General features: G+C 42.5%; 29 protein-coding genes. 15 read left to right on the plus strand and 14 right to left on the minus strand.

All coding sequences use genetic code 11. The annotated features are described in order from the left end of the window. Window positions 1-27 precede the first annotated feature (27 nt). Complete coding sequence (locus tag GVT53_RS15990; protein ID WP_166249493.1) at window positions 28-321, plus strand: hypothetical protein; 294 nt, start codon at window positions 28-30, stop codon at window positions 319-321. 53 nt (window positions 322-374) lie between these two features. Here GVT53_RS15990 and GVT53_RS15995 read toward each other — a convergent pair whose 3' ends face one another. The 4 genes from GVT53_RS15995 to GVT53_RS16010 form a co-directional block, all read right to left on the minus strand. Continuing rightward, window positions 375-2,813: a TonB-dependent receptor gene (locus GVT53_RS15995; protein WP_240905055.1), complete on the minus strand. Its 2,439-nt coding sequence runs from the start codon at window positions 2,811-2,813 to the stop codon at window positions 375-377. Next, window positions 2,797-3,516: a DNA repair protein RecO gene (recO, locus tag GVT53_RS16000; protein ID WP_166249495.1), complete on the minus strand. Its 720-nt coding sequence runs from the start codon at window positions 3,514-3,516 to the stop codon at window positions 2,797-2,799. The genes GVT53_RS15995 and recO overlap by 17 nt, the downstream gene beginning before the upstream one ends. 88 nt (window positions 3,517-3,604) lie before the next feature. Beyond that, window positions 3,605-4,957, minus strand: coding sequence for an NADP-specific glutamate dehydrogenase (gdhA, locus tag GVT53_RS16005; protein WP_205791737.1), 1,353 nt, complete (start codon window positions 4,955-4,957; stop codon window positions 3,605-3,607). Between the two features lie 130 nt (window positions 4,958-5,087). Beyond that, the gene (locus tag GVT53_RS16010; RefSeq protein WP_166249496.1) at window positions 5,088-6,242 is read right to left on the minus strand and encodes a cystathionine gamma-synthase; all 1,155 of its coding nucleotides are present in this window, start codon (window positions 6,240-6,242) and stop codon (window positions 5,088-5,090) included. Window positions 6,243-6,316: 74 nt separating this feature from the next. Between GVT53_RS16010 and GVT53_RS16015 the strand changes: the two genes are divergently transcribed. Then, on the plus strand, window positions 6,317-7,057 hold the full coding sequence (locus GVT53_RS16015) for a DUF3298 and DUF4163 domain-containing protein (RefSeq protein WP_166249497.1): 741 nt from the start codon (window positions 6,317-6,319) through the stop codon (window positions 7,055-7,057). Between the two features lie 6 nt (window positions 7,058-7,063). Here the strand turns inward: GVT53_RS16015 and GVT53_RS16020 are convergent, their stop codons facing one another. Next, window positions 7,064-7,615 carry a conjugal transfer protein TraO gene (locus GVT53_RS16020; protein ID WP_166249498.1) on the minus strand — a complete coding sequence of 184 codons (552 nt, stop codon included), beginning with the start codon at window positions 7,613-7,615 and terminating at the stop codon, window positions 7,064-7,066. Between the two features lie 105 nt (window positions 7,616-7,720). Further along, complete coding sequence (locus tag GVT53_RS16025) at window positions 7,721-8,185, minus strand: DinB family protein (RefSeq protein WP_166249499.1); 465 nt, start codon at window positions 8,183-8,185, stop codon at window positions 7,721-7,723. Between the two features lie 178 nt (window positions 8,186-8,363). Between GVT53_RS16025 and GVT53_RS16030 the strand changes: the two genes are divergently transcribed. The 3 genes from GVT53_RS16030 to GVT53_RS16040 all read left to right on the plus strand — a co-directional run bounded on the left by GVT53_RS16030 (window position 8,364) and on the right by GVT53_RS16040 (window position 10,798). After that, complete coding sequence (locus GVT53_RS16030) at window positions 8,364-8,714, plus strand: arsenate reductase family protein (RefSeq protein WP_166249500.1); 351 nt, start codon at window positions 8,364-8,366, stop codon at window positions 8,712-8,714. Beyond that, the gene (locus GVT53_RS16035; RefSeq protein WP_166249501.1) at window positions 8,714-9,604 is read left to right on the plus strand and encodes a DMT family transporter; all 891 of its coding nucleotides are present in this window, start codon (window positions 8,714-8,716) and stop codon (window positions 9,602-9,604) included. The genes GVT53_RS16030 and GVT53_RS16035 overlap by 1 nt, the downstream gene beginning before the upstream one ends. 516 nt (window positions 9,605-10,120) lie before the next feature. Continuing rightward, complete coding sequence (locus GVT53_RS16040) at window positions 10,121-10,798, plus strand: SMI1/KNR4 family protein (protein ID WP_166249502.1); 678 nt, start codon at window positions 10,121-10,123, stop codon at window positions 10,796-10,798. 9 nt (window positions 10,799-10,807) lie between these two features. Here GVT53_RS16040 and GVT53_RS16045 read toward each other — a convergent pair whose 3' ends face one another. Beyond that, a complete protein-coding gene (locus tag GVT53_RS16045; RefSeq protein ID WP_166249503.1) occupies window positions 10,808-11,290 on the minus strand; it encodes an acyl-CoA thioesterase in 483 nt (160 codons plus the stop codon). A 117-nt stretch (window positions 11,291-11,407) separates the two neighbouring features. Between GVT53_RS16045 and GVT53_RS16050 the strand changes: the two genes are divergently transcribed. From GVT53_RS16050 to GVT53_RS16090, 9 genes are all read left to right on the plus strand, one after another. Further along, complete coding sequence (locus GVT53_RS16050; protein ID WP_166249504.1) at window positions 11,408-12,382, plus strand: NAD(P)H-dependent flavin oxidoreductase; 975 nt, start codon at window positions 11,408-11,410, stop codon at window positions 12,380-12,382. A 6-nt stretch (window positions 12,383-12,388) separates the two neighbouring features. Further along, window positions 12,389-13,348, plus strand: coding sequence for a YheT family hydrolase (locus GVT53_RS16055; RefSeq protein ID WP_166249505.1), 960 nt, complete (start codon window positions 12,389-12,391; stop codon window positions 13,346-13,348). A 117-nt stretch (window positions 13,349-13,465) separates the two neighbouring features. Beyond that, window positions 13,466-13,945, plus strand: a complete 480-nt coding sequence (locus GVT53_RS16060) for a c-type cytochrome (protein WP_166249506.1) — start codon at window positions 13,466-13,468, stop codon at window positions 13,943-13,945. An 85-nt stretch (window positions 13,946-14,030) separates the two neighbouring features. Further along, window positions 14,031-14,738: a membrane or secreted protein gene (locus GVT53_RS16065; protein WP_166249507.1), complete on the plus strand. Its 708-nt coding sequence runs from the start codon at window positions 14,031-14,033 to the stop codon at window positions 14,736-14,738. Between the two features lie 99 nt (window positions 14,739-14,837). Continuing rightward, on the plus strand, window positions 14,838-15,257 hold the full coding sequence (locus tag GVT53_RS16070; protein ID WP_166249508.1) for an META domain-containing protein: 420 nt from the start codon (window positions 14,838-14,840) through the stop codon (window positions 15,255-15,257). Continuing rightward, window positions 15,254-16,069: an META domain-containing protein gene (locus GVT53_RS16075; protein WP_166249509.1), complete on the plus strand. Its 816-nt coding sequence runs from the start codon at window positions 15,254-15,256 to the stop codon at window positions 16,067-16,069. Before GVT53_RS16070 ends, GVT53_RS16075 begins: the two co-directional genes overlap by 4 nt. Before the next feature lie 2 nt (window positions 16,070-16,071). Continuing rightward, a complete protein-coding gene (locus tag GVT53_RS16080; protein WP_166249510.1) occupies window positions 16,072-16,551 on the plus strand; it encodes a hypothetical protein in 480 nt (159 codons plus the stop codon). Between the two features lie 49 nt (window positions 16,552-16,600). Continuing rightward, complete coding sequence (locus GVT53_RS21095) at window positions 16,601-17,470, plus strand: YciI family protein (RefSeq protein WP_240905057.1); 870 nt, start codon at window positions 16,601-16,603, stop codon at window positions 17,468-17,470. A gap of 9 nt (window positions 17,471-17,479) precedes the next feature. Further along, window positions 17,480-18,073 carry a DinB family protein gene (locus GVT53_RS16090; protein ID WP_166249511.1) on the plus strand — a complete coding sequence of 198 codons (594 nt, stop codon included), beginning with the start codon at window positions 17,480-17,482 and terminating at the stop codon, window positions 18,071-18,073. A gap of 9 nt (window positions 18,074-18,082) precedes the next feature. Here the strand turns inward: GVT53_RS16090 and GVT53_RS16095 are convergent, their stop codons facing one another. Then, window positions 18,083-19,606, minus strand: a complete 1,524-nt coding sequence (locus GVT53_RS16095; RefSeq protein ID WP_166249512.1) for a SulP family inorganic anion transporter — start codon at window positions 19,604-19,606, stop codon at window positions 18,083-18,085. Window positions 19,607-19,886: 280 nt separating this feature from the next. Further along, a complete protein-coding gene (locus GVT53_RS16100) occupies window positions 19,887-20,807 on the minus strand; it encodes a nicotinic acid mononucleotide adenyltransferase (RefSeq protein WP_166249513.1) in 921 nt (306 codons plus the stop codon). Window positions 20,808-20,931: 124 nt separating this feature from the next. On the opposite strand from GVT53_RS16100, the gene GVT53_RS16105 reads away from it, so the two are divergent. Then, window positions 20,932-21,933 (plus strand): NAD(P)H-dependent glycerol-3-phosphate dehydrogenase, encoded by a 1,002-nt coding sequence (locus GVT53_RS16105; protein WP_166249514.1) that lies wholly within the window; start codon window positions 20,932-20,934, stop codon window positions 21,931-21,933. An 8-nt stretch (window positions 21,934-21,941) separates the two neighbouring features. Here the strand turns inward: GVT53_RS16105 and GVT53_RS16110 are convergent, their stop codons facing one another. The 5 genes from GVT53_RS16110 to GVT53_RS16130 all read right to left on the minus strand — a co-directional run bounded on the left by GVT53_RS16110 (window position 21,942) and on the right by GVT53_RS16130 (window position 26,450). Next, window positions 21,942-22,583, minus strand: a complete 642-nt coding sequence (locus tag GVT53_RS16110; RefSeq protein ID WP_166249515.1) for a hypothetical protein — start codon at window positions 22,581-22,583, stop codon at window positions 21,942-21,944. Window positions 22,584-22,599: 16 nt separating this feature from the next. Further along, window positions 22,600-23,865 carry a hypothetical protein gene (locus GVT53_RS16115; RefSeq protein ID WP_166249516.1) on the minus strand — a complete coding sequence of 422 codons (1,266 nt, stop codon included), beginning with the start codon at window positions 23,863-23,865 and terminating at the stop codon, window positions 22,600-22,602. A 247-nt stretch (window positions 23,866-24,112) separates the two neighbouring features. Further along, on the minus strand, window positions 24,113-25,780 hold the full coding sequence (locus GVT53_RS16120) for a glycerol-3-phosphate dehydrogenase/oxidase (RefSeq protein ID WP_166249517.1): 1,668 nt from the start codon (window positions 25,778-25,780) through the stop codon (window positions 24,113-24,115). A gap of 4 nt (window positions 25,781-25,784) precedes the next feature. Further along, entirely contained in the window at window positions 25,785-26,093 is a 309-nt protein-coding gene (locus GVT53_RS16125) for an antibiotic biosynthesis monooxygenase family protein (RefSeq protein WP_166249518.1), read from the minus strand. Further along, window positions 26,094-26,450, minus strand: a complete 357-nt coding sequence (locus GVT53_RS16130; protein WP_166249519.1) for a hypothetical protein — start codon at window positions 26,448-26,450, stop codon at window positions 26,094-26,096. Window positions 26,451-26,510 lie beyond the last annotated feature (60 nt).

Here is a 26,510-nt window from a genome sequence, read left to right on the forward strand (position 1 = left end):
TTTGATTAACACTTAACCATCAAAAACATGAAAAAAGTACTGTTTACCGCAATGGCATTGACCTTGTCACTGTCTGTAATGACATCTTGCAAGGATGCACAGAGCAAAACCGAAGAGGCAGCGGAAGAAGCCGCCGAAACATTGGAAGATGCGAGCGAAGGCATAGAAAAAGCTGCCAAAGATGCCGCCGACACCATGAAAAAAGCTGGTGAAGACGCGAAGGAAATGGGCGAAAAAGCTTTGGATAGCATAGAAAAAGCCGGAAAAGAAACCATGGATGCAGCAAAAGAAGCTACCAAAAAGGCAATTGATAGCATTTAGGACAAACCCTTGCTAAAAAGCAAAAAGGCTCGGAAAATCCGAGCCTTTATTTTTTAAAAGACGTAGCCCAGCCCCAGAATAAGGTTGGTGCCCGGGGCGGCAATTCCCGAGGAATACATCCTGTACCGTTGATTGGTCATATTTTCCAGGCTCACGGATGCCTTCAACGCATTGGTGATTTGGTACTGCGACCTAAAGTTTAGGGTATACCACGATGGCGAATAGGGGTTTCCGTTGGCGTCGCTGGCATACATATAGGTCTTGCTCTGTTCGGAAAGTGCCAAATCATCATTGCTTACCTCTCCGTTATAGTTGACAAACACGTCTGCTTTCAACCTTTGGTTGTCCCAAATCAAATGAACATCGCCAAAGGTGGGTGCAGCATGGCGTGATGGGCTATCGGTACCATCATCGTCCTCCTCGACGCCTTCGGTCAAGGTAAGGTTGGAATTGAGGGATAGATGCTCGTTAAAATAAGCTTCCACACCAAATTCAAAACCATACACATAGGCCTTTGCCGCATTTTGAATGGCCTGTACATTGCTCGGTTCGCCATTGTATTCTATCTCTGTTTGACCTCCAAAGGAAAAATCCCTTCGGACCAAAGCATCGACCAAGTAGGTATAGTAGGCAGCTCCTTTCAAAACCAGCACATCGTTGAAGTTTTTTCTGAGGCCCAACTCACCATTATAGGCATACTCTGGTTCCAAATCGGGATTGGGCACTACCACCGACCCTGGTTCCGAGTCGAATATCTTCCCGATGTCATCAATATTAGGCGCCCTAAAACCTGTGGAACCGTTCAATGTTACCTGAAGGTCGGACCTTGGAAACCAGCTTAGTCCCAAACTTCCGGTAAGCGCTCCCGTTACAATATCGGCTTCATCAAACGGAAAAGGGTAATAGGTGCTCTCAAACGTGGCGTCAACCCAAACTTGACTATATCGAATTCCAGATAGCAGCGAAAGGTTGGGCTTTAACTGGTACTCGCCATTAATGTATCCGGCCAGGGTCTGCCAGGTGGAGCCATCGGGATATCTGGATGCGGTCTCATCAACTTCATCGGTTTCAATATTGCGCATACTGCCCATGGAACGCACCTTGTTAAAAACGTATTCGGCACCATAATACAGGTTGAGCGCCCCGATTTTTCTGTTCTCAAAATCCAGGTTAACGGACAATGCATCCACTTTTTCGCGAGTGGAATACAGTTCTACATCCTGAAAACCGCGATCGTGCCTGCTTTCTTCAAAAAATTGATAGGCCGTGGTGAGTTTTACGCCATCATAAAACTTGTTTTTCCCTTTTTGGGTGATTTGAAAGTTTCCCATGAACCATTTTTGTGGACCGTAGTACCATTCCGCGGAACGAAGTCCTTCACCGTCGCTTGTTGGACGAATCAATCTATCATAACGTGGAAAATCCGATGTTTCGGAATAGTACAGTCCCAAATCGTAGTTCCATGTACTATTGGGACGGTAAGTAAACTTTTGGAGAAAATTGATCTGGTCATAGCCAGACTCGACCTGTTTTTTGGGATTATCGTTGGCCACCAGCACATCGGTACCGTTTTCACGGATAACATAATTGGGCCGCAAGTAGGATTCCGGGCCATGTTCCCCCATTTTTAAGTCATCAAAATTGTTATAGGTGAAACTGGTGTACGATGCCCATTTTTGTTTGCCAAGATTAAAATCGACATGGGCGGTGTTTTCATTATTGGCCGATGAATATCTATAATTGATGTTTCCGGAGAATGCCAAGCTATCCGCAAATGAAAAACGGGGACTTTGTGTATAAAAGTTCATTACTCCCCCTATGGCATCACTACCGTAGATCACCGACCCCGGACCAAAGGTCACCTCTGTTTTTTTGATGGTAAACGGGTCCACCGATATTACATTTTGAAGGTTCCCGCCCCTGAAAATGGCGTTGTTCATCCTAACGCCGTCAACAGACAATAAAATTCTATTGGTAGCAAATCCCCTGATCATGGGGCTACCTCCACCGAGTTGACTTTTCTGTACAAATATCTTTCCGCTGCTTTGCAACAGGTCCGCAGAGGTCTGCGGTGCCGTGAATGCAATATTGCGGGCATCAAAGGTTTCTATTTTTTGCGGGATGTGCTTTTTCTGCTGTTCCCATTTGGAAACGGACATCACCACTTCTTGAAGCTCTTCGGTTTTCAACAATAGATACACCCTGTTGCCTCGCCGTTCTATTTGCTCCTTGGTGGTGGTGTAGGTTTCGTAGCTAATATGTTTAAAGGTGATCCTTTCGTTCGACGAAAAAATGTCCAAATCGCCTTTTCCGTTGACGTCTGTTACGGTGGACTTGGTCTGGTCCTTGTTAAAAATTGCAATGTTGTCCACAGGAATTCCTGTATCAACATCCAAAACGGTTACTTCTTGGGCATAAAAAGTCAGTGTAAATAATAAAAGAATTAAAGTTAAGGTTGGTTTTAGGCTTTGCATTTTAAGTGAATACTGCATTTAATACGGCGAGAGACTTTGGTTCTCGAAATCCATGTACATGCAGACCATAATACCGGACCATCGTTTTCAAGAGTTCTCGCCTGTTAGACTTAGTTAGTTGGATTGATTGTAATGCCTCAAAATCCGTGCCTAAAAATTTCTTGAAACTTTCCAGATTTTCACTTTGAATCAATGGGTTAAGGGACGGTGTTTTACTAAAGCTCCCTTCCAATAAATCAAAAAAAGGCGAGTTTTTACAGGACGTATCAGGGTAAAATCCGAGATACTTGGTCAAATTAAGTAAAAATAAGATGTGGAAATTGGGTGATAATTGATGAACATCCATCCATTGCAGCGCATATTCCAGATAATTGAACAAGCTTTCGTCCTGCTCTTGCTCCTGTATGCTGTTGCCCAACATTTCGGCCAAAAAAAGGACCACACTGTTCTTTATTATATCCGTGTGCAGGGTTTGATAGGGAATGGCCACCTTCACATCGCGCATACTTTCCAAGGTTCCTTTGTTCTTATGGTTTGCCACGATTTCCAGTTGCATCAAAGGAAGAAAATAGGCCGGTCGGATTTTTGCCTTTTTTGAGGCAAGCACTCCTTTCAGCAAATAGGATTTTACGCCATCCGATTGCGTAAAGGCCCTAACGATAAGACTGGTATCCCCATATTTTAGGGAGGAAAGTACGATGGCTTTTGTTGTGACTTGCATGGGCTAATAAAAAAGCAGTTACCAGAAGTGTAAATGTAACCACTCCTTCCGGTAACTGCCAACCAAAAACCATTCTAGATGGCCTATGTTATATCACTCCTTGGGCCAACATGGCATCTGCGACCTTAACAAAGCCGGCGATATTGGCTCCTTTTACATAGTTGCAATAGCCCTCTTCCTCTCCGTATTCAACACATGCGTCATGAATATCGGACATGATTCCTTTCAATCGTTTGTCCACTTCCTCCCTGGTCCAGCTGATACGCAAAGAGTTCTGCGACATTTCCAATCCTGAAGTGGCCACACCACCCGCATTGGAGGCTTTACCTGGTGCAAACAAAATCTTGGCATCATGGAAGGCATGTATCGCTTCTGGTGTTGATGGCATATTTGCGCCTTCAGCAACCGCGATGCAACCATTTTTAATCAATGCTTTGGCATCGTCTCCGTTCAGCTCGTTCTGAGTGGCACATGGCAAGGCAATATCACACTCAACTTTCCATGGGGTCTCTCCTTGGTAATATTCTGCGGATGCATATTTATCTGCGTATTCTGAGATCCTACCGCGCTTGTTGTTTTTCAAATCCATCACAAACGCCAGTTTTTCCTCATCGATGCCATCCTTGTCGTAAATGTATCCGGCAGAATCAGAAAGGGTCAAAACCTTGCCTCCTAAATGCAATACTTTTTCTGCAGCGTATTGGGCCACATTACCGGAACCTGAAATCACGACTTTTTTACCTTCAAAAGTTTCGTTTTTGGTCTTTAGCATGCTGTCGGCGAAGTAAACCGTACCGTAACCGGTAGCTTCGGGACGGATCAACGAACCTCCCCAAGAAAGCCCTTTTCCGGTCAACACCCCGGTAAACTCATTACGGATTTTCTTGTACATCCCGAAAAGGAATCCGATTTCGCGGGCACCAACACCAATGTCTCCTGCTGGAATATCAGTATTTGGACCAATGTGTCGGCACAATTCCGTCATAAAGGCGTGGCAAAAACGCATGATCTCGTCATCCGATTTACCCTTTGGGTTAAAGTCGGAACCACCTTTACCACCACCCATGGGCAGCGTTGTCAAACTGTTCTTGAACACTTGCTCGAACGCCAAGAATTTAAGGACACTGGCATTTACAGTTGGGTGAAAACGAAGTCCTCCTTTGTAAGGGCCAATGGCAGAGTTCATTTGAATACGGTATCCACGGTTAACGTGAATTTCCCCATCATCATCAACCCATGCCACACGGAATGAAATCAATCGCTCTGGCTCCACCATTCTTAAAAGAATGTTCTTCCCGTGGTAGATGTCGTGCTGAACAATATAAGGTATTACCGTTTCGGCCACCTCTTGCACTGCTTGGATGAATTCCGGCTCATGTCCATTTCTGGAAATCACCTCATCCATAAACACTTTTATTTTATCTTCTATTCTTTCTTCCATATACGGATTAAAATTTTAGTTGTCTTTCCGCTTGCGAAAAGCATTTTTTTATTGAATTGTTATTATGAGGGCAAAATTATATTATTTCGATAATTTGAATATTTATTTTTTATAAATTTTTCAAAATATTTTAGTTAAGCGCCTGTTTCAAATCATTTATTAAATCTTCTGCGTCCTCAATACCGATACTCAACCTGATCAATGCATCTACCACCCCGTTTTTTTCGCGCTCTTCTTTTGGAATGCTTCCGTGCGACATACTTGCCGGATGGCCCACCAAACTCTCGACACCCCCTAACGATTCGGCAAGAGTAAACAGTTGAAGGTTCTCCACAATTTTGATGGCTTCTTCATAGTTTCTGCCCTTGGGCACGAAGGAAATCATTCCGCCAAAACCTTCCATTTGCTTTTTGGCAACTTTATGATTTGGGTGATGCTCGAAACCTGGCCAATATACTTTATCGATTTTGGGATGGTTCTCCAAATATTTCGCCACCAATTCCGCGTTCTCACAATGGCGCTGCATGCGCACATGAAGTGTTTTAATACCGCGAAGGGTCAAAAAACTGTCCATGGGGCCACAGATACCTCCACTCGATTTTTGAACGAAATACAATTGGTCGGCCAATTTTTCATCCTTTACCGCCAAGGCTCCGACCACCACATCGCTATGGCCCGCCAAATATTTGGTGGCAGAATGCATCACAATATCGGCACCCAAGTCCAATGGCCGCTGTAGGTAGGGAGTAGCAAAGGTGTTGTCCACCGCCAACAATAAATTATGTTGTTTGGTAATCTTGGAAACGGCCTCGATATCAATAATGTTCATCATGGGGTTGGTAGGCGTCTCCACCCAGATCAACTTGGTGTTTTCGGTGATTTGCGAAGCCAGTTCTTCCATGTCCACCATATCGGAAAAACGGAACTTGACCCCATATTTTTCATAAACGCCCTTAAAGAGTCGGTAGCTGCCTCCGTAAAGGTCACTGGTGCAGATTACCTCATCACCGGGAAGCAATAGTTTCAGCACAGCATCTATCGCTGCCATTCCACTACCGAAAGCCATACCAAAACTGCCATTCTCCAAACTTGCCACGGCATTTTCCAAAGCGGTCCGCGTAGGGTTGCCCCCCCTGGAATATTCGTACCCTTTGTGTGCGCCGGGAGTGGGCTGTGCATAGGTAGAAGTTTGATATATGGGCGGCATTACCGCTCCGTAAGCGGCATCGGGCCGTTGTCCTCCGTGGATTGCTTTACTGTTGAATTTTAACTCTTTTTTGCCCATGTTAAAACTATCTACATACAAATGTATCGTTATCTTTCCGAAGTATTAATTTTGATGACACAAAACCTCAGATCATGAAAAAATATATCGTCGTTATACTTTTCCTTGTTGTATTGATGGGTTGCCAAACGGAGAGCAAACTTACTTTTGAGCCGACGCAACTGCTGGGCGAGACCTGTGCCGATTGTCCAAAAATAGCCATCAATATTCCAAATGCATTGGACGATTCTCCGGTTTCCGAAGCCATAAACCGTTCGCTCAGGGAAGAGATCATAAGCATCATGTCCTTTTCCGAAGATAGGACCATTGACACCATGGACAAGGCTTTGCAGTCTTTTACGGATAGCTACAAGGAGCTAAAGACCAAATTTCCCGATGAGATCCAATGGGAAGCTACGATTGATGGCGAGGTAATCTATGAAGATGAGAACGTAGTGACCTTGAGACTAAACTCCTACTCTTTTACCGGAGGTGCCCACGGCTACGCATCCACATCTTACTTAAATTTTGACAAGAAGACCGGTAAAGAGCTCGAAAATGCTGAACTTTTTAATGATTTGGACGACTTTGAAGATTTTGCCGAGGCAAAGTTCCGCAATCAAGAAAGCGTGCCGCAGGACAAAAACATAAATGCCACCGGGTTTATGTTCGAAGGAGACTCGTTCCATCTACCCAACAACTTAGGCTATACCAAAGACGGAGTGGAACTTATTTACAACCAATACGAAGTCGCCTCCTATGCCGATGGCCCCATTGTTCTGGTTTTGCCGTACAATGAAGTCAATCCGTACCTCAAACGAAAGGTCGAGCTTTAATTTGCCTTATTTAAAATAATACCGCAGTCCGGCTCCCAAAAGCAGCGTGGAATCATTGAGGTCGCTATTAAAATGGTAGTATCCATTTATAGGAATGATCAAAGAAAAGGCATCGGAAACAAAAAAATCCATTTCAAACGAGGCATAGGCACCATATATAAAACTGCTCTCTGCATCCAAGGCATCAAAGGGAAAATCAGTTTCTCCATTGTTGATGTACTTGTAGCCCACCGATGGTCCACCTCCAAAATAAAAGGAAATACCACGCTTTGGCGACGTTAAAATAGTGGTAAAATAGCCAAGGTTCAACCAGTAGTCATCATACGGGAATTCTACGCCAGAATTTGGTTTTTCCTTGGAAAAAGTGGCCACTAGGGATACTTGAAGATAATCCGTGGTGCTATGATAATGGTTTGCATTGAGCTGAATGCCATACCCGTCCGTCTTATACGTAGGAACCGCTCCGATGGATAAATAACTCCTTTGGGAAAAACATTCTTGTACAGAAAGGATTAGGGCAGCCAATAGCAGCCCGAAGCATAAATGGTAGTGTTTCATTGTGATTAAGATTTGGGTTCTTAATATAATTTACCACCAAATATAACTGATTTCCTTTGTGTTAGAGCTACAGGGTCGATTTTTGGAAAATGCCAAAAGAAAAAACTAACCGCTGGCCAAGGCCTTTTTTAAGGCGAGAATGGCCCCAAGGTGGAGCCCTTCGTGGAAAACATTAAAGGAAAGGGCATCCTCAGGAGTACTTAGACCAATTTTTGGCGTGGTCATATATTCCTGAAAATTTTTGAACTTGCCCTGTTCATAGTCGTGTTGAATTTGTTCGACCGTACTAAAAAGGTAGGTCTTTATTTTCTCCAACTCTTCATTTGATGGTTCGCCTTGTGGAAAGGTTCCTTTTTTGTATTTGTTGACCAACTCCTCCTCAATGGTAAAGTCCAGGCCGCTCAATTTGTACATCAACAATTGGGGCGTTACCACCACATGGGCAATGTTCCACCAAATATTATTGTTGAAACCCGCCGGGATCCTGAACAAATCTTCCTTTGGGATGTCCTGCAAAAAGCTTTGAAATATCTTCCTGTTCTTAAGAATAATGTCAAATGTCTTTTCCATAAGTATTGGCAGTTTTGTTCCAATATTCGTTCATAACAAAACTAATCCTAAAATCCGAAACCGTTTTACATACCGGGCATTTAAAAAACAACAACACCCGCAAAAGCTGTTGAATTTACATGTTGGTAATGTATTTTGATGGATTTTTAACGTCCTTTGTCCATCCAACACCACAGTAATGAAAAAAATATACCATTTGGGCAGTTGCTCTACCTGTAAACGCATTTTAAAAGAATTGGAACCTTTGGATGGAGTAGAGCTGCAAGAAATCAAGTCCGAGTCCATTACCCCCGAACAATTGGAGCAAATGGAGGCATTGAGCGGAAGCTACGAATCCCTTTTTAGCAGAAGGGCCATGCTTTTTAGGCAAAGGGGACTGCACGAAAAGGAGCTTTCCGAAAAGGATTATAAGGATTTGATCTTGGAACATTACACCTTCCTAAAAAGACCTGTAATTATAGTGGACGACCAGATTTTTGTGGGCAACTCAAAAAAAACGGTCGAAGCCGCCAAGGAAGCCTTGCATTAATGAACAAAAGGACCTTGGCCATTTTGGCCGCCATTGGCGCCACCGTAATCTATGGTGTAAACCACACTGTGGCCAAAGGCGTAATGCCCATACATGTTAAACCCTTTGGGTTTATCTTTTTAAGGGTCGGGGGTGCCGCCATTCTCTTCTGGCTGATTTCCTTTTTTGGGCCAAAACAAAAAATTGATAAGAAGGATTGGGGACGTTTGTTGGTATGCGCCCTTTTGGGCATGTCCATAAATATGCTCTCCTTTTTTAAGGGACTACAACTGTCCACGCCCATTAACAGTGCGGTTTTGGTGACCATGGTGCCCATTATTACCGTTATGGTCTCAGCACTGTTTTTGAAGGAGAAAATTACATTGAACAAGGGGTTCGGTATATTTCTGGGTTTTGTAGGAGCAGTTGGGCTCATTCTTTTTGGAGCGGAAACCCAAAAAAATGCACCGAATATACCTTTGGGAAATTTTTTGTTCATCATAAACGCTCTTTCCTACGGTTCCTACCTCGTTGTGGTAAAAAAACTGATAGAGAAATACCATCCCTTCACATTAATGAAGTGGCTTTTCACCATCGCCATACTTGTTAACCTTCCCATTACCCTTCCACAGGTTATGGAAACAGAGTTTTCCAGCATACCGCTATGGGCATACGGTTCCATCGCATTTGTGGTGATTGGCACTACTTTTTTGACTTATCTCTTCAATATTTTTGCACTTACCCAACTCAAGGCCTCATCGGTAGGCGCATTTGTTTATATGCAGCCGTTGGTAGGTATTCTTTTTGCCCTGTTTTCTGGCAAGGACAACCTAACCTTGGTGAAGATCACAGCCATGTGTTTTGTTTTGGTCGGCGTATATCTGGCCAGCAAAAAGCCGAAAAAAAAATAGTCCGCCAATTGGTATGGGGCATTCGTCAACTCAACCGGTGCATCCATCAATTTAAGGGGTTTGGTACGATACCGACCTAGTATCTTTATCGGGTTATCTTCTTTAAAGCTACATTATGATTTTAATCGGTATTCTTATTGGACTGTTCATTTTTGCATTGTATCTGGCTATTTTTGCTGTCCTTGAAAAGGCATATAAAATAAATCCCCTATTACATTTGGGCGGCTTGTACTTATTGATCGAGGTTTTTGACAAAGCAATTCTTAAAGTCATCCCCGAAAGCTATAAAATCAAGCAAATTGACACCCCTTTTCAGCTTGATGGCCCTATTGGGTCTCTTTTTAAATTGGACCAGCCCAAAATGACTGTGCATGATATTGCAATGTCAGTTTTTCTGACCTGCTTCATCCTCCTCTTTATTTATAATATCGGAGTAAAACCATACATCAAAAAGAAGAACCTTCAAAAGAAACCAAATCAAACGCGAAACGACTTTCCCTACTAAAATTATCTTCTTTGAAAACAATCGATTACACTATGTACCACGAACAGCTGGTTCGCCTTAAAGAAAAACTACAACAGGCTAAACAAAAAGATGCCCTTTTTAAAGTATTCGGGGCCGGTAGCCACCGATATGAATTAAATGCTCCCACAACCGTTTCCCATATCGAGGCCCTTGAACAACATTACGGAATACAATTGCCAGAGTGCTACAAGTCGTTCGTGCTCCATATCGGTAATGGGGGAAGGTCCTTCCTCAGCTCTGGTGCGGGTCCTTTTTTTGGTATTTATCCGTTCGGGGAGAATTTGGACGATTTGATTCACGGCAAAGTTGAGGAACATTTAAATAAACGATGTTCCCTTCACCCGAACATGACTACGTCTCAATGGGACGAATTGACCGACCTGCTCTACCAGGATGGTATTTCCGATGAGGATTATGAAGATTTGAACGGCAACCTTTACGGTGGCCTATTGCCCATTGGTTCGCAGGGCTGCTCTTACATACATGCCCTTGTTTTGAACGGCCCTTACAAAGGCAGGGTGGTGAACATGGATAGAGGTGAACAAATACCTCCACGATTTTCCGAATACAACAATTTCTTGGATTGGTACGAGGGCTGGCTCGATGAGATTATCTCGGGAAAATTGATAACAATCACCCCGAGCTGGTTCGGCTATCCCAAGCATTGACCCGTGGACCTATAAAATTTCTATATCCTTTGGCACTTGAACATGCTTTCGGGTATCTTTTTTGGTCAAGATTTTAAAATCCTCGGCCTTTTCCATCGATTCAAAAGAATTCAAAAATTCATCGGGCAGGCCAGTAAGTTTTCTGCTCTTTAAGTCGATCCAAGCACCCATCATCTCGCAACGGGCAAAATTTTTACCGTTGTGATCATAAAAGTTGTGCCTAAACTCAAAGAACTTCCCATCCTTGCTCATCCCAACAAACTCCAATGATACTCTTACGGGCATACCCGGAAAAGCCTCTTTAAAATAATATACGTGCTCATAAAACACAACCGGGCCAATATTATGGGCGCCCATACTTTTTTGGTTAAAGCCGAGCAATCCCAAATAAGCCATTCGGGTATGGCTCATAAAATTGATATAGGCCGAATTCGCCAAGTGTCGATTAGCGTCCGTATCGCTCCATCTGATCTCAAATTCTTTAAAAAACATAGTGGGTTATTTTGTTATGCACGCATAATAATTGTAAAAATACCATAGTTTTGATAACTGATTCCAATCCGGATGAAGAATTGTTCCTATTTTTAAACATAGTTTAACACAAGACCCATGAGCCAAAAAGCTGAATTTATCAAAAATCTATCACTACCCGTAATTGCCGCTCCAATGTTCCTGATTTCGGGACCAAAGTTGGTAGTGGAGTGTTGCAAAAATGGCATTGTGGGCACATTTCCTGCATTAAATCAGCGTACAAGTGAAGGTTTTGAGGAATGGCTCATCCAAATAAAATCAGAATTAAAAGCATTTGAAGAGAAAAGCGGGAAAAAAGCTGCTCCGTTTGGCGTGAATTTGGTGGTTCACCCCACCAACCCGCGATTGGAAGCCGATGTAAAGTTGTGCATCAAACACCAAGTCCCTTTGGTCATTACTTCTTTGGGGGCTGTCAGTCAGGTGGTGGACGCCATTCACAGTTATGGAGGTCTGGTCTTTCACGATATCATTAAAAAAAGACATGCCGAGAAAGCGGCAGAAGCCGGTGTGGACGGACTTATCCTTGTATCCGCCGGAGCAGGTGGCCATGGTGGGAACATCAATCCTATGAGCTTGATTGCGGAAGTGAAAAAATTCTTTGACAAGACCATCATTCTTTCCGGGTGCATCAGTACAGGAAGGGATGTAGCTTCTGCAATGCAAATGGGGGCCGACCTTGCCTATATGGGCACCCGTTTTATCAATACCGAAGAAAGCAAGGCCACGGAAGAGTACCGAAAAATGATCATTGATGCGGGCGCCAGTGATGTGGTCTACACTGCTGCCATTTCCGGAGTGCATGCCAATTTTTTGGCCGCAAGCTTGCAGGCGGCCGGAATTACCGAAGAGGATTTGAAAAAAGACACAAAAATCGATTTTGGAAAGGAACTCGACACCGAGGCCAAGGCATGGAAAACCATTTGGTCGGCCGGACAAGGTGTAACTACCATTGATAACGTATTACCGGTATCCGAACTTGTCGGTAATTTGAAAAAAGATTTCAAAATGGCCATTGAATCGCAGGCACAGCTCTTAAAAATATATCCAAAGTAATAATCAATGCCCCAACTTACTTCCAATTATCTACCCCCGTTTCTTTTTAGAAGCGGTCACTTTGCGACTATTTATTCGGGCATTGTACGTTCGGTGAACGGAGTTGTTCAGAAAAGAGAACGAATGGTGCTCTCGGATGGCGATTTTTTGGATCTGGATTGGAGCGATTCGCCCACACCCACCCAAAAATTGGTGATTTTGCTCCATGGACTGGAAGGAGATGCCCTACGCCCTTACATTACGGGGAGTGCCAAAATTCTCAACCAAAACGGGTATGATACCTGCGCCGTGAATTATCGGGGCTGTAGTGGGGAACCCAATATAACGTACCGCTCCTATCATTCTGGGGCCACTGAGGATTTAATTGAAGTGGTCGACCATATTCTGAACACTCGAAACTATACGGAAATCTATTTGAAAGGATTTAGTTTAGGGGGCAACTTATTGCTCAAATATTTGGGCGAAGGCAATAATGTTCCCAAGCAATTGAAGGGCGCCGTAGCGGTTTCCGTTCCATGTAATCTTCACGACTCCTGTAAGCAACTGCTCAGTCCAAAAAATATATTGTACGCCATAAGGTTCAAGGGGAATCTTTTGGAAAAACTACGGCAAAAACAACAGCTATTTCCAAATAAAATCACGGATTCCGATATCAAAAAAATTAAGACCTTAAAAGATTTTGATGACATCTACACCAGCCGGGCCCATGGTTTCAAAGATGCTCTTGACTATTACCAAAAATCCAGTTCGCTCCAATTTTTACCTACCATCCAAGTTCCAAGCCTGATCATCAATGCAAAAAATGATTCGTTCTTGGGCAAAGAGTGTTATCCTTTTACAGCAACGGAAAACAATCCTTCACTTTATTTGGAAACCCCGACATTTGGTGGCCATGTAGGATTTTGGGGCAAAAACAACATTACTTACACCGAAAAAAGGGCCTTGGATTTCTTCGATTCCCTATAACTCAAACGTTTTCAGAAGCCCTGATGTGATGATCTACACAAAAACACCGGGAATATTAATCGCTAATTACCTATCTTAGTGCCTCAGATTACACAAACAAACTTCAATAGAATTAGAATGAAAAAAATTGTAATGTTCTTGGCCATAGGGGCCTTGATAGCGAGCTGCGGCGGCAAAAAGGAAGAAAAGAAAGATGGTTTTGAAGTAAGCCGCACCAAAACTGAAGACACCAAAAAAGAAGCCAAGGAAGGTGTTCCTGTTGATTTGGACAACAAAGGAGTTGGACCGATAAAGAATTTGGAGTTCCCCGATGAAATAAACGAAGAAATGGCTGCTAGGGGCAAGGCAAAATACGATGCCATTTGTGTGGCTTGCCATATGATCGACCAACGTATGATCGGCCCGGCCCTAAAAGGTGTTTACGACAGAAGAAGTCCGGAATGGGTAATGAACATGATCCTGAACCCTGATGGAATGTTGAAAGAAGACCCTATTGCAAAAGCTTTGCTAAAAGAGTACAACAACGCTATTATGCTCAATCAAAATCTTACCGAGGACGAAGCTAGGGACGTTGCCGAATACTTGAGAACGTTGTAACAAACCAACTCTATTATATGTAAGGGCTGCTGTTTTTTTAGCAAAACAGCAGCTTTTTTTATTACCTTGATACAAACTTTTGATCATGAAAAAGATTTTCCTTTTGGTGTTATGTTTGTTAACAGGTCCTATGTTACTGGCCCAAAATATACTTGGTGCTTGGAGTGCCACAGGGTCGGGCGATGATGGACAAGAAGTTGAACATGTTCTTATTTTAACGGATGATTTTTTTTCCGAGGCCTTTTTTGAGAAAGCCGATGGAAAATTCTTGGGAACCAAAGGTGGCACCTACACGGTAACGGATGAAAAAATCGATTTCACTTACGAGTTTTCCACGCAAAACCCGGAAATCGTCGGGAAAATGGAATCTAAACCATATAAGTTGATCGGGAACGCTCTACAAACCGATGGAACAACTTGGAGCCGTGTGGATGACGGAACCCCGGGAAACCTTTTTGGTGCTTGGCTGATATCGGGCAGAAAACGCAATGGGGAAATTGTGAAACGGGATACCTCCGGACCACGCAAGACCCTTAAAATTTTGTCCGGCACCCGATTTCAATGGATTGCGTACAACACCCAGACCAAGGAGTTTATGGGAACCGGAGGCGGCACATACTCAACCGTCAACGGAAAGTATACAGAAAACATTGGCTTTTTCTCACGCGACGATTCAAGGGTCGGGGCGAGCTTACAGTTCGATTATACGTTAAAAAACGGAGATTGGCACCATTCGGGCTTGAGCAGCAAAGGAGACCCTATTTACGAGGTCTGGAGCAAAAGAGTACAATAAACTATGTTGTTTTTATAGTTTTAATTACGCTGCCCATATAGGAATCGCATCGATTTTTTTAGTATTTTTCTTATACATTAACCATTAATTTCTGTAAAAATGAAAACCTCGATCATCCTCTTTTTTGCCGTAATTGTACTGGCAGAATCCTGTGGCGGGCCAAAATCAAGCGAAGAAGCCTTGTACGGCACTACTTGGGAACTGGAATATATTTCTGGGCCACGCATTGCTTTTGACGGTCTTTTCCCAGAAAAAAAACCACAGATCACTTTTGATAAAGAATCGGGTAAAGTATCCGGAACAGACAGTTGCAACGGCTACTCTGCGGATTACGAACTGGCCGAAAACACCATCGTTTTTGGGGATCCGGGCCCCACTACCATGATGTTCTGTGGTGGCAGCGAACGCCAATTTCTTGAAATGATGAAAAAAATAGACGGCTATTCCGTCGAAGATGGCAAACTCAATCTGTTGGTGGGCGAAGTCCCAATGATGCGATTTAAAAAAGTTGAACCATGAAAAGAGTCCTTTCCCTAGTTGTTCTTATGCTGATTTTCTCAAATTGTGTGGAGAAGAAAAAACAAGAGCCGGCCGATGCATCAGAAGAAATTGCGACCGACTCCGTTCAAGTGGAAGAAAAAAGAACCATTGAGCCCATTACCATGAAAATTGACGGCAGTTATTTTAAGGCCACGGGAACCGAACCTTTTTGGGGAATCAAGCTTTTTAATGATAAAATAGAGCTTCAAACCATGGAGGACACCATAAGTGTCCCTCCATCGGAAGCCATTAAAGCGCAAGATGCCAACATCAAAATGTTTCGAACCGTGACGGAGGCCGCTCAAATGGACGTTATTATTTCCCATAAGGAATGTACCAATGCCATGTCGGGCGAAGTGTTTCCCTACACCGTAACCGTTTCGTATAAAAATACAGGCAGTGGAGAAACCACAGTTTACGAAGGCTGCGGGTCATATATTACCGATTATAGGCTTCATGATATTTGGGTGTTGGAAGAAATGAAAGGGGTTTCGATCTCCAAAGATGACTTTGATGGCCGTGATGTTCCCAATATGGAAGTGAACATCAACAATAACAGGTTTTCTGGTTTTTCGGGATGCAATCGTATGACAGGAAGCCTTTTCTACGAACAGGATATCCTTCGCTTTACACAAATTGCCTCAACAAGAATGGCTTGTCCCAATATGGACAAAGAGTCCGAATTTTTATCCAATTTGCAGGCCAGCACACAATACAAAGTGGAAAATAACAGACTTTACCTTTCCAATGGGTCGGAAGAAAAATTGCTTGTATTCAAGAAAATAGATTGATCATGAAAAAAACAATAGTTGCCTTACTCCTTACCATAGCTTTTGTAAGCTGCAATTCAAAAGAAAAAAAGGAAGAGGAGGAAACCATGGTAGAACCCAAAAAAGAAGTGGATGTGGAAACAACTTCGGCACCCAACTTGGAGGTTGGATGCTATTCCTACAATGATAACGGCAATAAAGTTGTACTAGAGATCACCCAAATAAATGATTCCATCGTGGGCACACTTAATTATGCGTTCAAAGAAAAGGATGCAAACACAGGTTATTTTTCGGGCGTATTAAAAGACAGCGTGCTTATCGGAGACTATACATTCATGTCCGAGGGAACGGAAAGCTCACGCGAAGTCGCTTTTTTGGTCAAAGAAAATCAGCTTATTGAAGGATTTGGCGAATTGGACGAAAAGGGTACAGGTTTCAAGGACAAAAAGAACATAAGTTTTACTTCTTCCATGCCCTTGTCCAAATCCGAATGCGTAGAATAATAGGTTTCAAAAAAACGTGTTACATTTTGGGCTGTAAATTTTTAAGACCATGAAAACAAGAGCACTATTTATATTCGCTTTTCTGTTCATTTTAAGCAGCAAGGCCCAAACAGCATCCGATTTGACCATTGTTTTTGAAGGACAGGCCAAAGTAAACGTGCTTAAAAGTGAGAGAAGTGCCATAAAATCTTTTTTTGGCTCTGCCCTAGGGCGAAAAATTGAATCCGAGGAAGATGCCGACCTTATCTTTTTTGACGGGGGCGGATTTGTAAAGTTTGTGTACCGTCCCAAAACCGAAGTGTTGGATGCATCCCAATTTCCCAAATCCATGCAATTGGCATTCTTGGTGCCATCATCCGAGTATGGGGCCGTGGTAAGCACCATTAAAGATTTTGGGGCAGCGCCCTTGTTGCCCGATCTTGAAAAATATAAAGACCATTCCAAGTTCTACTATTTTCATGCGCCCGGGGGGCAAGTGTTCCGTGTTGTTAACTCAGTTTCCACGTTTCCCAAAAACGGGGAAGGCTATGTCTACGATGCCGAAAAAGCATCAAAATACGGAGCTGATGATTACGGCATGAAGAAATACATATTTGCTTTTTTAAAGCGGGGGCCCAATCGTGACCTTCCAAAAGAAGAGGCCGCAGAATTACAAAATGCCCATTTGCAAAACATTATGCGCCTGGCAGAAGAAGGAAAGTTGATTCTTGCCGGCCCCTTTTTCGGGAACGATGACCTACGTGGCATCTATATTTTTGATGTGGAAACCTTGGAAGAGGCCAAATCCCTTACCGAAACCGACCCAGCCATTAAAGCGGGAAGCCTTGTTATGGAACTCAAAGAATGGTATGGGTCCGCGGCACTTATGGAGGTTGCAAAAATTGGAATGACGCTTCAGAAAAAATCAATTACAGACTAAAGTTCCAAAATGAAGAAACTACCCTATTTTTTAATCGTATTTATTTTTATGCTCAATACTATCAAGGCACAAGAATCTGATTTACCTTATAAGGAAATACCCCCATATCCCACCGATTATGCCTCGGGCAATCTGGTGGCCAGAATGATTGACGGGTTGGGCTATCGCTATTATTGGGCCACTGAAGGGTTGACTGAACAGGATCTCGGCCATAAACCTTCCGAAGAGGGACGATCTGCAATGCAAACCCTCGACCATATTTATAGTTTATCCCATTCCATTTTAATGACCAACAAGGGGGAACACATCATCCGAGAAGATGATTCTCCGGACTATTCTTTTGATGAACTACGAAAAATGACCTTAGAAAACTTCAAAGAAGCAAGCGATTTGGTTTTGGGCAAGGATATCGAAGATTTGGAACAACTGACCATTGTGTTTCAACAGGGCGAAAACCAATCAGAATTTCCCTATTGGAACATGATCAATGGTATGATTACGGATTGCATCCATCATACCGGTCAAATTGTTTTGATGCGCCGGTCCAGCGGCAATCCACAAAATCCCAACGTAAATGTGTTCTTGGGCAAAACCAAGGAATAGGGCTTAACCTTAATCCGTCACAACCTTATAGGTCGGGTCTTCCAATACGTTTACCTCGATAATATCGTCGGCATTGGCCAACAAACGTCTGCAGTCGCGGCTCAAGTGCTTTAAGTGTACTTTTTTGCCCACTTTTCGGTAGCGCTCCGTGATTTTGTTCACGGCCTCAATGGCGGACATATCCACCAACCTGCTTTCTTTAAAATCGATCACCACTTCTTCGGGGTCGTTGAGCACATCGAACTTTTCGGCAAATAAGGTGGTACTTCCAAAGAATAAAGGACCATAGATTTCATAATGCTTTACGCCTTCATCATCAATGCTTTTTCTGGCACGGATGCGCTTTGCGTTGTCCCAAGCAAATACCAAAGCTGAAATTATCACTCCCACCAACACGGCCAAGGCCAAATTGTGAAGGAACACGGTCACCAAGGTAACCAATACCATTACCAAGACATCGGATTTTGGCATTCTGCGGAAAGTTTTCAGGCTCGCCCATTCAAAAGTTCCCAATGCCACCATTATCATAAGTCCCGTTAGTGCGGCCATTGGTACTTTTTCAATCAATCCAGAACCAAACATGATGAACACCAACAACATTAAAGCGGCAAAAATTCCAGAAAGTCTAGCTCTTGCACCATTGGAAGTGTTGATCAAACTCTGCCCGATCATGGCACAACCACCCATGCCCGAGAAAAATCCAGAGAGAATGTTCGCGGTTCCCTGAGCAACGGCTTCTTTATTGCCACGACCACGGGTTTCGGTAATCTCATCCACAATATTGAGGGTCAATAAACTCTCAATAAGACCGACGCCCGCCATAATTGCGGCAAATGGGAAGATAATCTGCAAAGTTTCCCAAGTAAAAGGAAGGTCGGGAATATGAAAGGGAGGAAATGTTCCTTGAATGGAAGCGATATCCCCAATGGTCCGGGTATCCAATCCAAAGAAAAATACAATCCCGAATACCAAAAGAATGGCTGCCAAAGAGGCGGGAACTACTTTTGTTAGCTTGGGCAATCCCCAGATCACGAGCATAGTCAACAGCACCAATCCCAAGAAAATATAAAGTGTACTTCCGCTCAACCATTCGCCATCCACGGTTTGGAACTGGCTCATCTGTGACATGAATATGATTACCGCCAATCCATTAACAAAACCAAAAATTACGGGGTGGGGCACCAAACGCATCAACTTACCGAGCCGCAATAAGCCTGCTATCATCTGTAAAATTCCAGCTAGAATCACAGTGGCAAAAACATATTCGACCCCGTATTGCTGTGCCAATGTAACGATGACCACCGCCACGGCTCCCGTAGCTCCAGAGATCATTCCAGGTCGACCGCCCAATATCGAGGTGACCAATCCCATGACAAAGGCTGCGTACAATCCAGTTAAAGGGGAAAGACCTGCAATAAAGGCAAATGCAATGGCTTCGGGGACCAGGGCAAGCGCAACGGTCAAGCCCGATAAAATTTCCGTGCGATAGTTTACTTTTTGTGAAAAATCGAAAAGATTGAGGTACTTTTTCATGGCTTCCTTCTTGAAGCGGGCAAAAGTAACATTATTAAATGCAAGACCCTAATCGGACAAAAATTTTTAAAGATTTGATAATCCAACAGTTAGTCAGTGCCAATACCTTTTCCCAAGCGGACTTAATTTAGCGGTTTCGTATTGGGTTGGTTCCAATGATGCGTACCCCGATTATCTTTCTATAAAAAAGAACCGCCCCGAACTCAATAGAGCGGGGCGATTCTTAACTAAATAACCAACCAAAAAAACTGTTTGTATAGTCGAACAAAGTTGTTCTTCCTTACATATTTCGTTGACGGGCAACGTCCATTACAGGGTTGTTGGTCTTTGAACGTTTTTTACCTGTTCCGTCACTAGATTTCAAATATTGAATGTATCCTCTTCCTGTAAATTCATATACCGTTCCGCTGGATACATGGTACAACTCTATAGTACTATCATTGATAACGTACAACTCAAAATAATCATTGCCCAAATAGTCATAATCCAGTGTTAAAGTTTTCAAGGAAGCGTCATTGGCCACATCATATACTTCGTAATCACCTTCATAATCCCATTGTAGGTTGGACAATGGTATGCCCTGGGCATCTACAGAAGACCTGAAATATCCATTCCCATCATCAAAAAACTGTAGGTAGTTTTCCTCATCAAACTCGTTCAATGCCCCTACTTCGCTGGTATAGGTCTTCTCCCAAACTTGATATTCCTGTAAAAAGTAGTGGATGTTGTCGTAGAACACCATATCGTAATCGAAGTTGTTTCTTTGATAGCCCTCCAATATATAGGAAGTATCCGAACGGGAATCGTAGATTTCCAAAGTATCATAATCCAAAGCGAACACTTCCAATAACCATAGTCCATCCACATCGTGGTCTATTTCCACCTGACCGCTGTAGGTGGCATAGGCACCGACATCTATTCCCAATCCGTTGCCGGTTTTCCCCAATCCTGAAAGGTTGTTGTTGGCATAAACGATTCCCCTATCAAAAGAAATGGTAAAGGCTCGTTGTAAAAATGGAACCTCTCCGTTTCCACGGGTTTCGTTGATGTCCACATACCAAAGGTCGTGCGATTCCAAGACCAAGGCGGTATTGATGGGTGGTTCGGTGATCAAATCATCTTCCACAATAACCTCGGTATAGCAAGAACTGGCCAATAGGCCAATGAATAAAATTCCAAAGAGTAGTTTTCTATTTTTCATAATCGAGGTTTTAAAGTTCTCTTTACGTAAACCAAGCACTGTGCCAAAATTTTTAACCGATTGATAATCAATAAATAATAAGCTGAAGGATTTATTTTTTAGCTTTACACACTAATTTGGATGCATGAAAGACAAACTTACGTTTGGAGTTTTTGGTGGAGGAAGTTGGGGAACGGCCATTGTAAAGATGTTGACCGAAAATTTAGATGAGGTCAATTGGTATATGCGGAGCGATTCTGCCATTCGTCACATTAAAAAAGAATGGCACAATCCCAACTATTTGAGTTCCGTGGAGTTTGATGTGGACCAACTGAAAATGAGCTTTGACATCAATGAGGTTGTGGAAGCATCCGACGTGCTCATTTTTGCCATCCCTTCTGCTTTTTTGGATAGGGAACTTAAGCAGTTGACGGCTTCACTCAAGGATAAAATCATTTTTTCGGCCATTAAGGGGATTGTTCCGGAAAGCGGACGGATCGTCGGGGAACATTTTAATGAGAAATACGACATCCCTTTTGAGAACATAGGTGTGATCACGGGACCTTGCCATGCGGAAGAGGTGGCCTTGGAACGCCTATCATATCTAACCATTGCCTGTGCGGATGCCGACAAGGCGAAAATGGTGGCGAAACACCTAAAGAGCGATTATATCCGTACCAAAATATCGGATGACATCATCGGGACCGAATACGCGGCCATGTTGAAGAACATTTATGCCATTGCCGCAGGTATTGCGCATGGACTCGGCTACGGGGATAACTTCCAAAGTGTGCTGATGAGCAACGCCATCCGGGAAATGAAACGGTTTATTGATCGTGTGTACAAAATGAAGCGCAACATCAATGCTTCTGCCTATTTGGGCGATTTGTTGGTAACGGGCTATTCCGTTTTTAGCAGAAACCGTATGTTCGGGAATATGATCGGAAAGGGCTACACCGTAAAAAGCGCTATGATGGAAATGAACATGGTGGCCGAAGGCTATTATGCGACCCAAAGTGCCCATAATCTTATGGAGAAGCTGCAAAAAAAGTCCAAAACACCCATTATCAATGCGGTGTACCAAGTGCTCTATAAAAACAAAGACCCGAAAAAGATTTTTGAGAAACTGACGGAGAAGTTGGATTGATTTCGCATTCAGAGCTTTAAAAGATTGAAACTGTAGCTTATAAATGGTAGGATAAAAGTCGTTTTCTCATCAAAATACTTAGTATTTCGCGATATGTATATACCCAACATTATTTTAGACCTGCCTTTTCCATAACCAACGAAAATTTTGTTTGCGCTGAAATTATAATTGTCCAAAGAGGAATTTGAACCTACAATCTCTCCTTCTTCATTTAAAATTGATTCTGTTCTTACATACTCACTATTTCGGTTGAGCAAGCTAAGGCCGGCACCGACCAATAATTCGCCTTTTTGGAATACTTGAAAGTGATAGTTCAAGTTAAAATGATAGCCGAACATCAGCCCACGCTCTGTTTCTGAAGCTGTATTATCGATACGAGTTGTTATAAGGTCATAACGAAAAGAGGTTTTGAATCCTGCACTAAAATTTTGAGTAAAATAATAATCGAACCCTAAATTAAGTGCAGGGCCGGAATTTTGTAAATCGGGATTAATAAAGTTTTTGGCCTGGGCCTGATCTCCTGATTTGTAAATGGGGGTAATTCTATATTCAGCACCAAGGTTTAAAAAGAAATTTTTCGCTCTTGAGTTATCTTGGGCTGCAAGATATAGTGGCAGTAAAAATAGGAATAAAAGTATGTGCATTTTCATTTTAAAAATGATTTATCTAATAGGAAGGACTAAAATGATATTCTATAACAGAATTTTTAATAACATTCCCAAAACCATTTAAAACGAAAAAATTGTCATATTCAAAAATATTACTGGCCTGTACCTTTGCTGAAATGTATTTTTGATTGTAGGATCTATAACTAATCACAGCACTAGTTCCATCCGGACGATTAAAATAAACGGATTTCAACGGTGCAGGAAACCCGTCATATTCATAAATTATATATGATATGAATGTACTTGAGGATTCACTTTTATTCATAATATGTTTATTAATGGTCTTAAAAACCCCATTATTTACATCACTATTAGAAAATTTACCTAATTTATATTCAGGGTTATTTCGAATTTGAGCCCCATCTATTGTCACCCTATCCCCCCAGTAATATCCCAGGGGATAAAAAAAATACACATTATCAGACATGGCATACCCATAAATATGCACATCTGCTTTTTCCAACCATGATTCCTTTTTATCCTTAATCTTTATTTTTTCAATTTGCAAATCTTTGGGTATATGACTTCCACTACCAGAAGATCCACCGCCTGAAGAACTCCCTTCTCCCCCTTCAAACCCTTCTTCAGCGATAGGGTCTGGCAACATATATTCTTGATCTTCTGGAGATATTCCGAGCACATAAACATCATTTTCTAAAGCTTCTGGTTTAGGGTTAGGGCCAAAAACATCCTCTTCCAACAACTTCCGATATTTTAATTCCAACTGTCCAGCAGCATCCAGTTTGTATCCCTGCACGATTTCTTTCTCTTTATCTGGGTCGTAACTATTAATCAGAAAGAAAGGTTTGCTTTCCCTTCCTTCTTTAATTTTATACACATATGGATGCCATGATTCTCCATCCAAATCGATAAAAGCGTTTAAGGAAAATTGAATGCTATCATTTATTTCTCTTTTCCCTTTACCCTTTAATGTTTTACCCAGTAAATCCTTAAAATATGAAGCTCCCATATGACCCTTTTTGCTCGACTTAGTAATTTCCTGTTCATCAAAATCTGGGTTGGATTGAAGTACTTCTTCCATTAAAAAAGTAAGGTGATAATTCTTATAGGCTAATTTTTCCTTTAACTCCGCCTTTTCAATACCCACTTTATCAAAGAGCAAAGAAGTAAGTTGACTTTCCTCAAAAGACATGTTTTGTTCTTCTTCATTTTCACATGAACTCAATAGTATTGCCAAAGCTAAAATTACAGTTGGAAAAAAGGCATTTCGATGTACTAAGGGGTTTATTTTATAGAATTGCATTAAGTAGGTGTTTTTAAGTTAATAGAGTCAAGATTGGTGTCAAGCTATGTAAAAATTATCTTTCAAAGCCCTCTAAATCAATGGATGCCCCTTTTGGGTTGACGTATGGTGGTTTTAAATTGACGGATGGGTAATTCTGAGATTTTTTCAAAAGAAAAATCGTGTCGAGAACTGGAAATCGACAAAATCCCACGGATTTACCTCGAATTATCAGGACTTGAAAAGAAAAGAATATAAATAGGTTGGATTAATCCCTTTCCAAAGAAAAATCGGAATGTTCCTTTAATTGCGTATCCAATTCCTGGGAAAAGGCTTCCATTTCTTCTTTGGAGTAGTTGTACGCCTTCTGGAACTCCTCGAAAACTGGGGCTTTGTATTTTCGGACACTATGAATGTCGAAATAAAGTCGGCCCGTTCTTCGAATAAAAAAGTCCAATGGGTTCAACGCCATTTCGTGGGCTATGGTAAATTGAGCCTCGGCCCTTATCATTCTTTCTTTGGGTTTGTCGCCTTTTATTTTCGCATACAGTTCTAAAATAGATTCCGTTTGCTTGCCGTAGGTGGTCACCAAATACCACGCATCATACTTGCTAAATTCATCTGTTTGCAGCTGTTCTTGAAGGTCGGAAATATATTTTTTGACGTGCTTGAACTTTTTAAAGTCGTTTCCACAAAGTGGAATCTTGTCCGTGGTGCAATGTCCCAGTTTGGCATTGTGGTCTTCCTCCATTTTTTTGGCGATTCGGTTCACAGTTCGCTCCGCCATTTTTCGGTATCCCGTCAGCTTTCCGCCCGCAATGCTTACCAAACCGGTATCGGAAGTAAAAATTTCATCCTTTCGGGATAGTTCGGAGGCAGATTTGCCTTCTTCATGAATCAAAGGTCGCAGTCCGGCCCAAGAGGAAATGATATCGTCCAGCTCCAATTCAATGTCAGGAAACATATTGTTGACCGCCGATATCAGATAAATGGCATCGGCCAATTCCGTGGTCACATGGTCCTTATCGGAATTGTAATTGGTATCGGTGGTGCCAATATAGGTGACCTTTCCACGTGGAATGGCAAACATCATCCTGCCATCGGGAATGTCAAAATAAACGGATTGCTTCACGGGCAATTTTTCCTTTGGAAACACCAAATGTACCCCCTTGGTCAAATGCAATTGCTTGCCTTTTTTGGATTGATTGACACTCCTGAGTTCATCCACCCAAGGCCCAGCGGCATTAATCACATATTTTGATGACACACTGTATTCATCTCCAAACACCTCGTCCGAAAACTTGACCCCTGCTACTTTTTCATCCTCATAAACAAAATCCGTTACCTTGGTGTAATTGAATATCTGAGTTCCAAACTGAAGACTGGTCTTTATGTTTTCCAAGGTCAATCGGGCATCATCGGTTCGGTATTCGGCATAATAACCAGCTCCGTTGAGTATCTTTTTGGGCAAAAGGGGCTCTAACTTCAAAGCTTCCTTTTTCTCCAGCATCTGTCGTTTATCTTCCCCTGAAACTTGTGCCAAAATATCGTAGACCTTCAAGCCTATAGATGTCAGCCATTTTCCATAGGAACCTCCCTCAATAAGTGGAAGCAACATTTTTTCGGGAAGTACTAAATGCGGAGCCAATTTATGTACGATGGCTCTTTCCGAACCCACTTCCTTCACCAACCAAAAATCGAACTGTTTTAGGTAGCGTAGCCCTCCGTGTATCAGCTTGGTGGATTTACTGCTGGTGCCGGAAGCAAAATCGCCCTTTTCGAGCAACAACACCTTCATTCCGCGAGAAGATGCATCCAAGGCAATGCCCGCCCCGGTGATTCCTCCGCCAATCACTACAAGATCATAAGTAGTATCGGCCGCTGTTTGCAGTTTGTCCTTTCTATCTATGTTGGAAAAAGCAATGTTCTCGCCCATGTTTCTATGTGTTGAATTCGTATTCGCGTTCTACTTTGCAAATCCTGACCTTGTACCAGGAATACCATGTTTTAATTCCATTTTTCTGCGCCTGTCGATGGTCCATATTGGCTTTCCAATCGGCAATGGCCTCCAAACTCTCCCAATAACTGACCGTAATGCCCAATCCGTCCCTGGCACTTTCCATACCTATAAAGCCGGGTTGTTTTTGGGCCAAGGTTTCCATTTCCTCCGCCATTTTAGCATAGCCAAGGTCCCCTTCAGTCCTAAGGCTGGTAAAAATCACTGCGTAGTATGGTTTTTTAAGTTCCATTTAGGTGATGTATTCTTTTTCCATAAAGTAATTGACCAAGGCCTCCTTCATTAAAACGGATTGTTCACCGGCTTTTAATGGCGGCAATTGTTCCTTGATGGTATAGTGCGGCCATCCGTCTTCATCGAAAAAATCAAAATCATAATAGCCATAAGGTTCCAATAACCGGCAGATGGCGATATGCATCAGGTTGACTTTCTCGTCCTTTTTAAATTTACGATGAAAATCGCCCAATTCCTGAACTCCGACCAAATAGACGATTCCGTCCAATTCCAACGGGTCGCCATCGGAAAATTGTGCTGACAGTTTCTTCACCAAAAACTCCCACCGCTCTTTTAATTGTTCGTCTCTTGACATGTGATTTGATATGAGTACCAAAGGTACAAATCAATATTCTATATTTGTTAAAACCTGCGT

Source organism: Flagellimonas oceani (genome assembly GCF_011068285.1).
Taxonomy (GTDB): domain Bacteria; phylum Bacteroidota; class Bacteroidia; order Flavobacteriales; family Flavobacteriaceae; genus Flagellimonas; species Flagellimonas oceani.

Excerpts from the sequence above, each read along its gene's own strand:
- GVT53_RS16090 (WP_166249511.1), top strand. The coding sequence starts at position 17,480 with ATGAAGAAACTACCCTATTTTTTAATCGTATTTATTTTTATGCTCAAT.
- recO (WP_166249495.1), bottom strand. The coding sequence starts at position 3,516 with ATGCAAGTCACAACAAAAGCCATCGTACTTTCCTCCCTAAAATATGGG.
- GVT53_RS16070 (WP_166249508.1), top strand. The coding sequence starts at position 14,838 with ATGAAAACCTCGATCATCCTCTTTTTTGCCGTAATTGTACTGGCAGAA.
- GVT53_RS16095 (WP_166249512.1), bottom strand. The coding sequence starts at position 19,606 with ATGAAAAAGTACCTCAATCTTTTCGATTTTTCACAAAAAGTAAACTAT.
- GVT53_RS16045 (WP_166249503.1), bottom strand. The coding sequence starts at position 11,290 with ATGTTTTTTAAAGAATTTGAGATCAGATGGAGCGATACGGACGCTAAT.
- GVT53_RS16055 (WP_166249505.1), top strand. The coding sequence starts at position 12,389 with ATGCCCCAACTTACTTCCAATTATCTACCCCCGTTTCTTTTTAGAAGC.
- GVT53_RS16050 (WP_166249504.1), top strand. The coding sequence starts at position 11,408 with ATGAGCCAAAAAGCTGAATTTATCAAAAATCTATCACTACCCGTAATT.
- GVT53_RS16035 (WP_166249501.1), top strand. The coding sequence starts at position 8,714 with ATGAACAAAAGGACCTTGGCCATTTTGGCCGCCATTGGCGCCACCGTA.
- GVT53_RS16020 (WP_166249498.1), bottom strand. The coding sequence starts at position 7,615 with ATGAAACACTACCATTTATGCTTCGGGCTGCTATTGGCTGCCCTAATC.
- GVT53_RS16125 (WP_166249518.1), bottom strand. The coding sequence starts at position 26,093 with ATGGAACTTAAAAAACCATACTACGCAGTGATTTTTACCAGCCTTAGG.
- GVT53_RS16065 (WP_166249507.1), top strand. The coding sequence starts at position 14,031 with ATGAAAAAGATTTTCCTTTTGGTGTTATGTTTGTTAACAGGTCCTATG.
- gdhA (WP_205791737.1), bottom strand. The coding sequence starts at position 4,957 with ATGGAAGAAAGAATAGAAGATAAAATAAAAGTGTTTATGGATGAGGTG.
- GVT53_RS16130 (WP_166249519.1), bottom strand. The coding sequence starts at position 26,450 with ATGTCAAGAGACGAACAATTAAAAGAGCGGTGGGAGTTTTTGGTGAAG.
- GVT53_RS16075 (WP_166249509.1), top strand. The coding sequence starts at position 15,254 with ATGAAAAGAGTCCTTTCCCTAGTTGTTCTTATGCTGATTTTCTCAAAT.
- GVT53_RS15995 (WP_240905055.1), bottom strand. The coding sequence starts at position 2,813 with ATGCAGTATTCACTTAAAATGCAAAGCCTAAAACCAACCTTAACTTTA.
- GVT53_RS16025 (WP_166249499.1), bottom strand. The coding sequence starts at position 8,185 with ATGGAAAAGACATTTGACATTATTCTTAAGAACAGGAAGATATTTCAA.
- GVT53_RS16030 (WP_166249500.1), top strand. The coding sequence starts at position 8,364 with ATGAAAAAAATATACCATTTGGGCAGTTGCTCTACCTGTAAACGCATT.
- GVT53_RS16115 (WP_166249516.1), bottom strand. The coding sequence starts at position 23,865 with ATGCAATTCTATAAAATAAACCCCTTAGTACATCGAAATGCCTTTTTT.
- GVT53_RS16120 (WP_166249517.1), bottom strand. The coding sequence starts at position 25,780 with ATGGGCGAGAACATTGCTTTTTCCAACATAGATAGAAAGGACAAACTG.
- GVT53_RS16080 (WP_166249510.1), top strand. The coding sequence starts at position 16,072 with ATGAAAAAAACAATAGTTGCCTTACTCCTTACCATAGCTTTTGTAAGC.
- GVT53_RS16105 (WP_166249514.1), top strand. The coding sequence starts at position 20,932 with ATGAAAGACAAACTTACGTTTGGAGTTTTTGGTGGAGGAAGTTGGGGA.
- GVT53_RS21095 (WP_240905057.1), top strand. The coding sequence starts at position 16,601 with ATGAAAACAAGAGCACTATTTATATTCGCTTTTCTGTTCATTTTAAGC.
- GVT53_RS16010 (WP_166249496.1), bottom strand. The coding sequence starts at position 6,242 with ATGGGCAAAAAAGAGTTAAAATTCAACAGTAAAGCAATCCACGGAGGA.
- GVT53_RS15990 (WP_166249493.1), top strand. The coding sequence starts at position 28 with ATGAAAAAAGTACTGTTTACCGCAATGGCATTGACCTTGTCACTGTCT.
- GVT53_RS16100 (WP_166249513.1), bottom strand. The coding sequence starts at position 20,807 with ATGAAAAATAGAAAACTACTCTTTGGAATTTTATTCATTGGCCTATTG.
- GVT53_RS16110 (WP_166249515.1), bottom strand. The coding sequence starts at position 22,583 with ATGAAAATGCACATACTTTTATTCCTATTTTTACTGCCACTATATCTT.
- GVT53_RS16015 (WP_166249497.1), top strand. The coding sequence starts at position 6,317 with ATGAAAAAATATATCGTCGTTATACTTTTCCTTGTTGTATTGATGGGT.
- GVT53_RS16060 (WP_166249506.1), top strand. The coding sequence starts at position 13,466 with ATGAAAAAAATTGTAATGTTCTTGGCCATAGGGGCCTTGATAGCGAGC.